The 13,779-nt window shown below is 64.8% G+C and carries 3 protein-coding genes; 2 read left to right on the plus strand and 1 reads right to left on the minus strand.

What is annotated here, in order from left to right:
* Nucleotides 1-19: 19 nt before the first annotated feature.
* Nucleotides 20-5,518 (minus strand): alpha-2-macroglobulin family protein, encoded by a 5,499-nt coding sequence (locus tag FJ972_RS14190; protein WP_140521248.1) that lies wholly within the window; start codon nt 5,516-5,518, stop codon nt 20-22.
* 273 nt (nt 5,519-5,791) lie between these two features.
* Here FJ972_RS14190 and FJ972_RS14195 point away from each other — a divergent pair, with 273 nt between their 5' ends.
* On the plus strand, nt 5,792-7,717 hold the full coding sequence (locus FJ972_RS14195; RefSeq protein WP_140521247.1) for an autotransporter assembly complex protein TamA: 1,926 nt from the start codon (nt 5,792-5,794) through the stop codon (nt 7,715-7,717).
* 2 nt (nt 7,718-7,719) lie between these two features.
* Complete coding sequence (locus tag FJ972_RS14200) at nt 7,720-13,773, plus strand: translocation/assembly module TamB domain-containing protein (RefSeq protein ID WP_140521246.1); 6,054 nt, start codon at nt 7,720-7,722, stop codon at nt 13,771-13,773.
* Nucleotides 13,774-13,779: the final 6 nt, after the last annotated feature.

The raw sequence follows: 13,779 nt of genomic DNA on the forward strand, positions 1-13,779 counted from the left end.
TCATGTCCGCCGCGACACCTTACGGCGCCTTGACCTCCATCATGCCGGTGGCGGTACGGGCCGAATATTGCGGCCGGTACATATCCTCCACCGTTGCGGCCGGATGGGCGTAGATGCCCGGCGTCACGGCGCGCACGACATAGGCGAGCGTCAGATTGTGGTCGTGGTCGCCGTCGCTGGGGTTGAAGGCGGCGACGAAACGGTCGTCGCGGAATTCCAGATGCGCGGCGTCGGTCTGCGCCAGCCAGGAGAAGTTCGACAATTGCGCGCTGGAGACCAGGCCGGGATTGTCGATCTCGAAGCCGGCCGGCAAAAGGTCGGTAATCAAAAGGCGCGAAGGCCAGTTGTTCTGTTCGTTGACCTTGAGCACGACGACATAGCGTTCGTTCTGGGTTGCCTCCGTCACATTGGCTTCGGTGCCGTCGAGCTTGTAGTAGGTGCGCTCGATAGTGAAGCCGTCACCTCCCGCCGGCAAGGGCTGTACCGGCGACGCCACGGTGGTGACGACGGCCTGCAGCGGGGTCTTGCCGGTGTTGGCGATGGTGAGCGGGCTGTCGGCCAGATCGCTGCCGTTGACCTGGCTGGAATAGCCGCCGGAATGCGGCGCGCCATTGACGGAAAGCGTGATCGAATCATTGCCTTCCTTCAGTGCCCGGGCCGCCAGCAGCATCCAGGATTCATCCTGGGTGCTGGTCCAGCGGACCTCGGCGCGTTGTTTGGTCACCAGCTTGATCAATTCCGGCACGATCGTCGGCGCCGGTTTTGATTCCGCCGCCAGCGCCAGCATCGCGGCGCCGTCCCGCAGCGCCGAGCCATAGTCCGACCGATAATAGTCATAGTCCGTGCTCGACTTGGCGAGCCGCAGCGCCGTCTGGAAGGTCGCTTCCGAACGCTGGGCGTCGCCATAGAGCGCCAGGCTCGCCGCCAGCTGGGCGACAGCCATCGGGCTGGTGAAGGCCTCGAGCTGGGTGTCCGCGTAATAGCGCAGATCGCCGATCGAGGCCTTCTTGTTGCGGGCGAGCACATAGAGCGCGTAGGCGATCTCGCTGCCGCGGTCCTGGACGTCCTGATCGTACCCAAGCGAGTTCTGAAGATTGCCCAGTGCCTGGTTCATGGCGAGCGCCGGCACGTCGTATTTCTGCTCGCGCGCCCTGGTCAGGAAGTCGGTGACATAGGCGTCGAGCCACAGATCGCCGGAGCCCGGGCCCCACAGGCCGAAGCTGCCGCCCGAAGCCTGGTAGCTCAGCACCTTGTAGATCGCGTCCTGGATGCGGCCACGCAGCTCGGGATCGCTCTCCATGCCGACGCCCGAGGCCATTTCGTTGACATAGAGCAGGGGCATCGCCCGGCTGGTGGTCTGCTCGGCGCAGCCATAGGGATAGCGGTCGAGCGTCATCAGGAGCGAAGGCACATCGAAGGCCGCCGCCTGCGAAACGCCGACACTGACCGAAGCGCCGTCGAGCAGGCTTGCCGCCAAAAGCTCCTTGTCGACGCGCAGCGCGCCGCCATTGCCCTTGAGGTCGACCACCAAGCGGGTGGTGACCGGCAATTGCGCCGGACGCACCGGCACGTAGAGCGTCTGCTCGACCTTGGTGCCGTCGGCGTGCGCCAGCTTGATGGTGAGCGAGGCATTGCCTGCCGTCTGTGCGATCAGCGGCACGGTCAGGGTCTGGCGCTTGCCCTGCGCCAGCGTCAGTTTCTGGGGCAGGGGCTTGTCGCCCGTCGAGAGGTCCCCCGTCGTGTCGATCGACAGCGCATAGTCGCCGGCCGGACCGTCGGTGTCCGCAATGTCGAGCCGCATGACGGCGGCGTCGCCGGGCGCCAGGAAGCGCGGCAGGCCGGCGGTGATCACCACCGGATCGCGCACGATCACGTCCGACTGGGCGTGGCCGACCGCTTCCTTGGTCCAGGCGACGGCCATGACGCGAACCGTGCCGTTGAACTGCGGAATATCGAAGTCGACGCGTGCTTTGCCGTCGGCATCGAGCTGCACCGGGCCGGAGAAGAAGGCGACCAGCTTTTCGGTCGGCGGACTGCCCTGCGCCTGCATGTTGGCGCCGTCGCCGCCGGTCCTGAGCTTGCCCATAGTACCGAGAGAGCCGTCGATCAGGCCGCCGTAGAGATCACGGATTTCCATGCCCAGCATGCGCTGGCCGAAAAACCAATTCTCAGGATCCGGCGCCTTGTAGTTGGTCAGGTTGAGGATGCCGACATCGACGGCGGCGACAGTGACATAGGCGTTGCTGCCGGGCTCTACGCCGGCGACCGCGACCGGGATCGACAGCTGCTGGCGCGGCATGGTCTTGTCCGGCGGGGTAAGGGTGACGGCGAGCTTCTTCGAGCCCGGATCGACCTTCAGCCATTTCACGCCGATGGCGCGGGCCGGCATGCGGCTTTCCTGCGCGTCGCCAGGCCGGAACAGGGTTGCCGTAACATAGGCGCCGGCGCCCCAGTCGTCGCCGACCGGGATGTCGACCGTGCCGCCGCCGGCCGGCACCGACGCCGTGACGGTCTTCAACAGCTTGTCGGAACCGATGTTGACCAGAAGTTCGCCGGCAAAGTGCGGCGAGACCTTGAGCCTGGCCACTTCGCCGGCGGCATAATTGTCCTTGTCGAGGGCGATCTCGAGACCATCAGGCGTTTCGGTAGTGGTGGAGGAGACATACCAGCCGCCATCGAACTCATAACTGGTCGCGGGTCCTTCCGGATCCGCTGTCTCGACCTCGAGCCGGTAGCGGCCCCAGTCGACCGGGATCGACACTGTCGCCTCGCCGTCGGCGCCAAGGTCGACTTGGCCATTGGCGATCGATTTGGTGAAGGTGACGGGTTCGTAATTCCATGAGTTGTTGGAGCGGTACCACTGGTAATTGCGCTCGACCTTGACCAGCGACCATTGCGCACCTTTCAGCGCCTCGCGCTGGCCGTCGGGGTCGACGGCGATCAGGCTGAATTTCGCCGTGCCGCCCTGCGGCACTTCATCATCGGCAAAGTCCGGCCGGATGCCGATCATGTGGCCTTGCGGGCGGATGCCGATATTAAGCGAGCGCTCGATTGCGCGGCCGCCGGTCTCACGCATACGGACCGTCACCTTGGCGTCGATGAGCTTCGTGGTCGACGGCAGTTGCTCGACGGAGACCGGGAAGGTCGCCTTGCCATCCTCGCCGACCACCGGAAGATCGGTGAACGGGATGACGGTCGGTTCCGACGACTGCTCGTCGGCAAGGCCAAAGGAATAGCCGTTGAAGCGGTCCCAGTCACGCGCGGTCGACAGGGTCAGTTCGCCTTCGAGCGCGAGGCCAGCAGCCGGTGCGCCATAGAGAAAGCGGCCGTCGACGGTGATGTTGGCGGTTTCGCCCTGCGCGATCTCCTGCTTGTCGGCCTTCATGTCGAATTCGATGCGGTCCGGCACGAAATCCTCGACCAGGAACATCTGGCTGGCGACGGCCGGTTGCTTGGGATCGGTATAGATCGATACCGACCAGGTGCCGCGCATGGCGTTTGGCTGGAGCGGCAGATCGACGGCGTGCCCGCCGGCTGACGCGCCATCGCTGACGACGCGGCGATCCTCGACGCCGTCCGGGCGCGAGAAGATGAAGGTCAGCGGCAGGTTCTCGACCGCCTTGGCGGCGCCGTCACGGGCAAGAGCCGCAACATGCACCTCCTCGCCGGCGCGGTAGATGCCGCGCTCGGTCCAGGCGTAGATATCGAGCGCGCCCGGCGCTGCGCGTCCAGTGACGCCGCGGTCGGACAGGTCGAAACCGGCGCGGGCCATGTCGAGGAAGACAAAGTCGTTATCGCCCTGCCTGGCCATCAGCACGGCCGGCACCATGCCGCCGTCGCCGCGTGTTAGGCCGGGATTGAACACGGCATGACCATCGGCATCCGAAGTCGCGGTGCCGAGGATCTCGTTGTTGCGGGCAACCAGCGTCAGTTCGGCGCCCGCTATCGGCTTGGCGCTGCCCAGCGAACGGGCATAGACATTGAGCCCGTCCTGACCGGTATAGGTCGAGAGGCCGATGTCGGAAACGACGAACCATTGCGTGGCCATCGAGTTGTAGTCGTCGCTCTTCTCGCTGACAGCCTGGGCAGTCAGCACATAGACGCCGGGCTTGCGCCGCGGCAGCGCCTCGTCGACCGGGAAGGAGGTGGTGACCTCCTTGTTCAGGTCGTTGGCGATGTCGAGCTGGCCTTCCCAGACCGGCTCGCCCATCTGCTCGGAAATGTTTGAGATGTCGTAGCTGTCGAGCTGATGCAGGAACTGGTAGCCGGACAGAAGCTGGGCCAGCGAGCGGTCGCCGATGCGATAGAGCTTCATCTCGGCGGCGTTCATGTTGACAGTGACGACGGGGATGCCGCGGCGCGCGCCGGCCGGCAGCACGAAGCTGTCGCCGGTGAAGCGGGCCGAAGGCGCACGGTCCTGCACATAGATCGACAGCACGACGGGCGCGGCGGTCACTTCGCCGATGGCGGCCGGCAGGCCGGCGCGGAAGGTCACGTCATAATGCTGGCCGTGTTCCAGTCCTTCGACGCAAATCTGCTTGTCCTTGGCTTCAACGCCTTTGGGCGGCTGCTTGTCGACGGTGACGAATTGTGCGTAATCGACGCCGGTCTTGACCAGTTCCTCGGAGAATTGGGCGCAGATGCGCGGGGCGCTGGTGTCGGCATCGACGGTGTGGTCGATGACGCGGAAACCCTTGCGAGCCTTGAGATCGGAATAGTCGGCCTGGACCGCAGGCGAAGGTACCAGGGCAAGGCTGGCTTCATAGGCCTGCAGGGCGGGGCGATAGAGGTCGCGCTTGTCGAGGCCGGAGCCGATGAGCGCCAGCGTCTCCGCCCGCGTCCTGGCTGTACGCAGGAGCTTGTAGGCATTGAAGGCGGCCGACGTACCGTTTGCCGGCAAGGTGGAGGCCTCGGATGTGTTGGCCGCCGGCTGCACGGCAAGCGTTTCGCGCGCCAGGTTGAGCCAGAGCTGGCCATCGTCGGGCATGACAGAGACCGCGGCCTCGTATTTCTGCACGGCAGTGCGATGATCGCCGGTGAGCACCGCCTGCTCGGCCGCCGTGGTCAGCGCGGCCATGCCCTCGGTCGGCCTGTCATAGGCCGGGCCGAGCAGCCGGTTACGGTATTGCTGGGCCTGGTCAGCCATCCAGTTGGGGAAGAAGGCGAGTTCCGGCGGTGCGCCGATGTCGGGGTCGCCGTCGATATTGACGACCTTGCCCGCGACCGCGCCGTTGAAGGGCTTCAACTGGTTATAATCGGATTTGAGGAAGCACCATTTGGCCTTGGTGTTATAGGTGAAGGCGCGGCAGGCGGGATCGCCCAGGCAGGTGGTCTTGCATTGATCGAGCGTGACGTTCTGGTCGGACCGGAGGTCGAAACCGAAATAGTCGGAATTGTCGGTCGTTGCGACTCGCCGTGCTTCGGCCGCTTGCGCGACGTTACCCCAGGCCAAGACATTGGCCCAGGCGAAGAAGAGAAGGATCAGGAAAGACAGACGACGAGCCGCGCGCATTGCCATAACACCCTCCAGACAATTTGCAGACGTCCGGGCATGTTCAAGCTTCACTCAGGCTTGTCAACATGAGGACGCGGCAGGGTTCCGCCTGCCAACGGTTTCCTTTCCGGCCAACAGCCGGTAGTACCTCCATAGGACAGGGGATCACGCATTCTTGCGGCAATGCAAAAGGTGTGAATTCCAAGCCCGTCCTATTTCAGACAATTGGATTGTGGCCCCTTTACGAGCGCTTCAGAACTTCATTCCAATTTTAGGTTTGTAAAGTAGGTTGTCTTAATGCCGGCGTATGAAAGGCAGATGTCAGGGGGTACCGAGCCAAAGCGCGTGCTTTCGCGCGCGCTGCTTCTGGCCGTGATCTGCTGCTCGCTGATCGCCGGGCTGGGACCGGCGGCCGCCTTCGAAATCTTCGGCATCAAGCTGTGGGGCTCATCGAGCGATGAGGATGCCGACATCGTCGATCCGATGCGCTACGCCGTGACCATCTCCGCGCCCGACGCCGACAAGGACCTGGTAAAAAAGCTCGAAAACGCCTCGGCGCTGAAGAGCGACGAAGACCATCCCGTCTCCGGCTCGCTCGGTCTGATGGCCAAGGCGCGCAGCGATCGAGAACAGCTTGTGGCGGCGCTCTACGCCGATGCCCGCTACGAAGGCGTCGTCACCATCACCATCGAGGGCAAGCCGCTGGACGAATTGCCGCCGGACGCCGAATTCAAGGGTCCGCAGCCCATTCCCGTGGCCGTCAACATCGCCGCGGGTCCCAAATTCACCCTCGGCGATATCCGGCTGGAGGGTGACGCCGCTGGACTGATGAGCGCCGATTACGGCCTGATATCAGGCGGCGACGCTGGGTCTGGCGCGGTGCTCAAGGCCGAGGCGCTGATCGTGCGCACGCTGAAGGAGCAGGGCAGGCCGCTGGCCGAGGTGACCAGCAGGCACATCGTCGCCGACCATGACACGTCGACCCTCGACGTGACGCTGACGGTTGCTGCCGGGCCAGTCGCCGGCTATGGCGCGACCACGGTGGAAGGCACCGAGAAGGTCGACCGCGACTTCACCGAATACATGACCGGGCTGAAACGTGGCCGGCAATACTCGCCTCAGGAGATCGACGATGCGCGCGACAGGCTGCTGGCGCTCGAGGTCTTCAACAGCGTGACTTTCAAGGAGGCCGACAAGCTCGATGCCGAGGGCAACATTCCGATCGGTGTCCAGGTCAGCGAGCGCAAGCCGCGTTATTTCGGGCTGGGCGGCACCTTCTCGAATACGGAAGGGCTGGGGCTGGAGGGGTATTGGGGCCATCGCAACCTGTTCGGCCGGGCCGAGAAGCTGCGCATCGACGGAGCCATCAGCGGCATCGGCAGCAATGACCTGTCCGAATTGAACTACAATGCCGGCATCATGTTCGAGAAACCCGGCGTGATCGGGCCGGCATCTAAATTCTTCGCCGGCATCAAGACCGTGCTCGAACATCCCGACGCCTACGACCATTTCTCGGTCAAGGGCAACACCGGCCTGTCCTATGAACTGACCAAGAACCAAACCGTGTCGGCCGAGGTCGCGCTCGACTATTCACGCATCCACGATTCCTTTGGCAAACATAAATACCTGATCGCCAGCATCCCGCTGCAATATGTCTATGACAACAGGGACGTCAGGCTGAACCCGACCAAGGGTTTCAGGTTGCTGGCCTATGCCGAGCCGAGCTACGACATATTGAGCGGTGCCGCCTTCCTCAAGCTGAAGGGCGAGGGATCGGCCTATCAGTCGCTGGATACCGCTTCGAAATTCGTGCTGGCGGAACGTGTCGCACTTGGCTCGATCGTCGGCACCAGCCTGCAGAACGTGCCTGCCGACCGGCGTTTCTATTCCGGCGGCGGCGGCTCGGTGCGCGGCTATGCCTATCAGGGCATCGGCCCCAAGGATTTCACCGGCCAGCCGATCGGCGGCCTGTCCTTCTTCGAGACCTCGGTTGAAATGCGTATCGCCATCACCGACACGATCGGCATCGTGCCGTTCGTCGATGCCGGCACGGTATCGACCAAGTCGTTCCCCGATTTTTCCGACGTCAAGGTGGGCGCCGGCGTCGGCTTGCGCTATGTGACGCCATTCGGGCCGCTGCGTATCGACGCCGCCGTGCCGCTCAACCGCGACCCAGGCGACCCTCATTTCGGCATCTATGCCGGCATTGGTCAAGCGTTTTGAACATGAAGACGGTCTGGCGCATCCTTCGCATTTTTCTCTACACGCTGCTGATCGTGGTAGCAGGCGCCATCGGCGCGCTTTTCGTGCTGACCAAGACCGAGCGTGGACGCGACAATCTCGCCGGCATCATTTCGCGCCTGGCCTCGAGCGACGAGCGTAAGGTCACCGTCAGCGGCATCGACGGTATCTGGTCGGGCGCGCTCAGTGTCGACCATGTCGTACTGGAGGACCGCGAGGGCGCCTGGCTGGTGGCGCGCAAGGTGGCCATCGACTGGTCGCCGCTGGCACTGTTGTCCAAAAACTTCAGCGCCGACCGCATCGCGGCGGAGCGCATCGAACTTGCGCGTCTGCCGGTGGCCGGCACGCAGCAGCCGGCGCAAGGCGGCGCGACGACGCTGCCGGTTTCCATTGATATCAAGCAGATCGACTTGCCGGAAGTCGCGCTTGGCCAACAACTGGCCGGCAGCGGCATCGCCGAACTCGCCGCCAAGGCCTCGGTGAAGGCCGACGCCGCACCGCTGTCGGTCGAGACGGTGCTCAACATTACCCGCCATGACGGCAAACAGGGCAATGTCGACGCGCAGATCCATTTCGCGCCAGCGGACAACAAGCTCGACCTCAACCTCAAGGCGTCGGAACCGGCCGGCGGCATCATCGCCAATCTGCTCAATCTGCCGGATACGCCGCCGGTCGACATCGTCGTCTCGGGCACCGGCCCGCTGGCCAACTGGAGTGGCGTCGGTACCTTCCTTGTCGATCATCGGATCGTAACCCAGCTCACCGGCCGCCATCAGCTCACCGACAAGGGTAACTATCTCGAAGCCAAGGGCGACGGCGATTTCGCCCGCTTCCTGCCGGAGAACCTGAAACCATTGTTTGCCGGTAAGACCAGCTTCGATATGGCGGGCACCGCCACGACGGCGGGCGGGATCAGTGTCGACCGGGCCAACATCGACAGTGATGCCGTGCACGGCACCGCGACCGGTATCGTCGATCCCGCCGGAGCCAGCGATCTTTCGGTCGAACTCGCCGCCAAGGGGCCACCCGTGGTGGTTAGCGTCGGCAGCAAGGCGCAGCCGATCACGCTGGCGATCAAGAATGCCACCGCCCGGGCGTTCGGCGACGGCAAGGCGCCGGTCGTCGATATCGGCGCCTCCTTCGTTTCGATCGTCGTCGGCGGGACGCGGCTAGACGACCTGGCGGCGCAGATACACTCCGACGGGTTCGACATCCAGAACCGCACCGGGCCGGTTACCGTCAAGCTTGGGGCCGGTGGCCTGAAAACCGACGTCGCGACGCTGGCGCCGCTGGTCACTGGCAAGGTCGATGTCGGCCTGGCTGGTTCCCTCAGCAAGGACGCCATTGTCATCGATCAGGGCACGCTCCGGTCCGATGCGCTCAATGCCTCGCTGACGGCGACCGTGGCGCTCGCCGACCTGTCGATGCAGCTCAAGATGAATGCCGATGCCGTGGCGACCGCCTTCCCGCAGCAGATCGCCTCGGTGCTCGGCGGGCGGGTGAAGTTCTCGGCCACAGCGTCGCGCGATCCGCAGGGCTCGTTCGCCGCCAACTCGATCGAACTCACGTCCGGTTCGCTCAGCGCCAGCGGTACCGCCAGCATGCAAGGTACCGACATCCTGGCCGATATCAAAGGCAGGCTGGGGGATGTTTCGGTGCTGTCGCCGACGGTCGGCGTCCCGGTCGAGGGCGGTGTCGATTTCGCCCTGTCGGCAAGCGGCGCTATGACCGCGCCGGATTTCACGGTTTCCGCCAACAGCGATAGCCTGACGGCCTCGGGCCGCACGGTGAAGTCGATCAAGCTGACCGCGAGCGGCAAGGCCGACATTGCTAGCCCTTCCGCCAATGTTTCGCTGACCGGCGCCGTCAACGACCAGCCGCTCGACATCAAGGCGGCGCTGGTGACGAGCGAAGGCAAGCGCTCGATCAATGGCTTTGCGGTGTCGCTGGGTGACAACAAGGTGTCGGGCGATCTGGCACTGGATGACAAGTTCATGCCGCTGGGCACGCTCATTCTTTCTGCGCCTGCAATCGATCAGCTTGCGGCGCTGGCCGGCCAGGCGGTGACCGGCGACATCAACGGCACCATTCGCTTTGCCAAGAGTGGCGACGTGCCCTCCGTTGCCATTGACGCGAAGAGCACGTCGATCGCGCGCGGCGAGGTGACGGCCAGCACAATCGCCGTCAATGCCTTGATTGCCAACTATCTCAAGGCGCCGGCGATTTCAGGCTCGATCAAGGCCGATGCTGTGACGTCGGGGACCACCCAAGTCGGCGGCATCATCGTCGATCTGAAGCGCGACGGAGACTGGACGAATTTTTCCGGCGGCGCCACCGTATCCGGCATTCCAGCGAAGGCGGCGGGGCGCGTGAAGATCGCCGATGGCGTCACCAGCGTCGAGATCGCCTCGGGCGAGGCTACGATTCGCGGCATCAAGGCGGCAATTGCCGAGCCATCTATGCTCAGTATCGCCGATGGCACCACCAGCATCGAAAAATTAGCGCTCGATGTCGGCGGCGGCTCGGTGGCGCTGTCCGGTACCGCCGGCCAGACGCTCGATCTCGCGGCAAAGGTCTCCGCCTTGCCGGCTGCCCTTGCCAACGGCTTTTCGCCCGGCCTCGATGCCGCTGGAACGCTTGATGGCAGCGCTGAGGTAACGGGCTCGCCGTCGGCTCCGGACGTCCGGTTCAATGTGCAACTGGCCGGTGTCGAAACAAGCCAAACCCGCCAGACTGGGCTTGGGCAGCTCGCAGTCGACGCGGCCGGCCGCTACACCATGGCCGGCGGCGTCGTCCTCGATCACGCGACGCTCTCCGGTGACAAGGTTTCCGGTCAAGCTGCCGGCACGATCAATCCGAACGGCGCCAGCGATTTCGCCCTTGACCTCGTCTCATCCGGTCCAAGTCTGCCGCTCACGGTCGGAAGCGCCGAGAGTCCCATCAAGATCGAGGTCCGGTCGCTGTCGGCAAAGGTGGCGGGCGAGAGCACGCGGGCCCGATTGGATATGTCCGCGATCCTGCCCTCGATCGCGACGAGACCGGCGAAGGTGGACGGACTGAGCCTGGCATTGCACTCGGATGCGTTCGATCTGAAGAACCGCGCCGGGCCGGTTTCGGGCACAGTTTCGGTGGATAGGGTTGGGCTCGACAATCCCACGATCGCGCCGCTGATCGCCGGCAAGGTCACGGCCGCGCTCAGCGGGCGCCTGTCAGCCGACGCTGTCGCCATCGACAGCGGCTCGCTCAAAAGCGACGCGCTCAACAGCCAGGTCGCCGGCCTGGTGTCGCTGCGTGACGGCGCCATCGACCTCAAGCTGAAGGCGGATGCTCCATCGTCGGCCCTGCCGGCCGCAGCACGCGGCATGCTTGGCGAACGGGCGCAGTTGAGCGCCACGCTGAAGCGCGAGCCCAACGGTAATATCGCCATAGGCGGATTGACGCTGGCCTCCGGCGCGCTGACCGCACAGGGGCAGGCGAGCCTTGCCGACAATACGCTGGCCGCCGACATCAAGGGCGTGCTGGGCGATGTTTCGCTGCTGTCGAAGGATGCCAAAGGCGCCATCGCCTTTGCGCTGAATGCGCAGGGCCCGGCGACCGCGCCAGATCTGTCGCTGACCGTCGACAGCGACAAGCTTTCGGTGGCGTCGCGCGAGATCACCGGGCTCAGACTAACCGCCACCGGCAAAGCCGACGCGGCCAAGCCGGCGGCCAATGTGCAGCTGACAGGCAATGTCGCGGGCCAACCCTTGCAAGGCAGTGCGGTGCTGGCGACCGCGGACGGCAAGAGCGCCATCAATGGCCTGCTTTTGTCGCTGGGCCAAAACAGGATTTCCGGCGACCTGGCGCTGGACGACAAGTTCATACCCGAAGGCACGATCTCTCTCGACCTGCCCGATATAGGACCGCTTGCCGCATTGGCGCTGGAAAAAGCGGAAGGCGATGTGCGCGGCACGATTGCGTTCTCGAAGAACGGTGCCGCACCGCAGGTCGCCATCAAGGCTACGACCGCCTCGGTCACGCGCGGCGATCTTCAGGCGAAGGCCGTGTCGATCGACGCATTGATCGCCAATTACCTCGCCGCTCCGGTCATCTCCGGAAAAATCCATGCCGACACCGTCACGTCGGGCGGCACGGTGATCAGCGGCATCGATGTCGACCTGAAGCGTGACGGCGACTGGACCGGCTTTTCCGGCGGCGCGACGGTGAAAGGAATTCCGGCGAGGGCCGCGGGCCGCGTGAAGGCGGCAAACGGCACGACGACCATAGAGCTTGCTTCCGGCGAGGCGACCGTCCAAGGCATAAAGGCTGCCATCGCGCAGGCTTCGACCGTCACCATCGCCAATGGCACGACGACGCTGGACAGGCTGGTGCTCAACCTGGGCGGCGGCACGGCGACGGTGACCGGCGAGATCGGGCAGGCGCTCGACATCAACGCGGCGCTGGCGCGGGTGCCGATCTCGCTTGCCAACAGTTTTTCGCGGGGTCTCGATGCCGCCGGTTCGATTTCGGGCACGGTGAAGGTCACCGGGGCACCAGCCAGCCCCAGTGCGGCGTTCAACCTCGACGCTGCCGGCGTCCAGACCTCCCAGACCCGCGGCGCGGGGGTCGGTGCGGTGAGTGTCTCTTCCTCCGGCACCTTTGCCGGCAACAAGCTGACCTTCAACGCCAATGTCAGCGATGGGGCCGGCCTTGGTCTCAAGGGCGGCGGCACGGTGACGACATCAGGCACGCCGGCGCTCGCGCTCGACTTCAATGGCGCCGTGCCGTTCGGAATCCTCAGTCAGAAGCTCGCCGCGCAAGGCCTGTCGCTGACGGGGACCGCGAGTGTCAATGTGCAGGTACGCGGCCCCGCTACATCGCCGGTCATCGGCGGCAGCATCAGCACGTCGGGCGCCCGCCTGCTCGACGCGCGTTCCGGGCTTGCGGTCAACGACATCGCAGCCGAAATTTCCATCGGCAATGGCGTCGCCAGGATCAACCGGCTGACCGGGACGCTGTCGACGCGCGGCAGCCTGTCGGCCAGCGGCACGGTCGGTATCAATCCGGCGCAGGGGTTCCCGGCCGATCTGTCGATCAAGCTCACCGACGGCCGCTACACCGATGGGCGGGTGGTCACCGCCAATCTTGGCGGCGACCTGACGATCAAAGGACCGCTGACGTCGGCGCCGGTGATTGCCGGCACCGTCAACCTTGCCAAGACCGTGATCACCGTTCCGGACAAATTGCCGGGTTCGCTTTCGGCGCTCGATGTCAAACACAAGAACGCGCCCGGCGCGGTCAGGGCGCAGGACAAAGCACTGCGCCCGGCCACGACCAGCGGCAAGACGGGTGGCAGCGGTCTTGTGCTGGATGTCACGGTCAACGCGCCGAACCAGATCTTCATCCAGGGCAGGGGCGTGGACGCCGAACTCGGCGGCTCGCTCAGGCTGACCGGTCCGGCCTCATCGCCGCAAGCGGTCGGCACTTTCACGCTGCAACGGGGGCGGCTGTCGATTCTCGGCAAGCGGCTGACCTTCACCGAGGGCACGGTCGGCTTTTCTGGCTCGCTGGTGCCCTATCTCAACCTGACCGCGACAACGACCACGAGCAGCACCACCGTCACCATCGTGGTGTCGGGCGAGGCGACCAATCCGAAATTCACCTTCACCTCGGTGCCGGCGCTGCCCGAGGACGAGGTGCTGGCGCAACTGATCTTCGGGCGGTCCATGTCGAACCTGTCGCCGCTGCAGATCGCGCAACTGGCCGAAGCCGCCGGGCAACTCGCCGGTGTCGGCGGCTCGACGTCGCTGCTGGAAAACCTGCGCAGCGCGATCGGCGTCGACGATCTCGATGTCACCACCGACGAAAAGGGCGGCACGGCGGTTTCTGCCGGCAAGTACCTCAACGACCGCACCTATGTGACGATCCAGAAAGGCGACAAGCCGGGCTCGGGCAAGGCCACGATCGACCTCAACGTCGGACGCGGCGTCAAACTGCGCGGCGAGGCGACGGATGCCGGCGAAGCCAAGGGGGGCATCTTCTACGAGAAGGAATATTGAAGCGGA

The organism is Mesorhizobium sp. B2-1-1 (assembly GCF_006442975.2).
In the GTDB taxonomy this organism is placed as follows: domain Bacteria; phylum Pseudomonadota; class Alphaproteobacteria; order Rhizobiales; family Rhizobiaceae; genus Mesorhizobium.

Excerpts from the sequence above, each read along its gene's own strand:
- FJ972_RS14200 (WP_140521246.1), top strand. The coding sequence starts at position 7,720 with ATGAAGACGGTCTGGCGCATCCTTCGCATTTTTCTCTACACGCTGCTG.
- FJ972_RS14195 (WP_140521247.1), top strand. The coding sequence starts at position 5,792 with ATGCCGGCGTATGAAAGGCAGATGTCAGGGGGTACCGAGCCAAAGCGC.
- FJ972_RS14190 (WP_140521248.1), bottom strand. The coding sequence starts at position 5,518 with ATGGCAATGCGCGCGGCTCGTCGTCTGTCTTTCCTGATCCTTCTCTTC.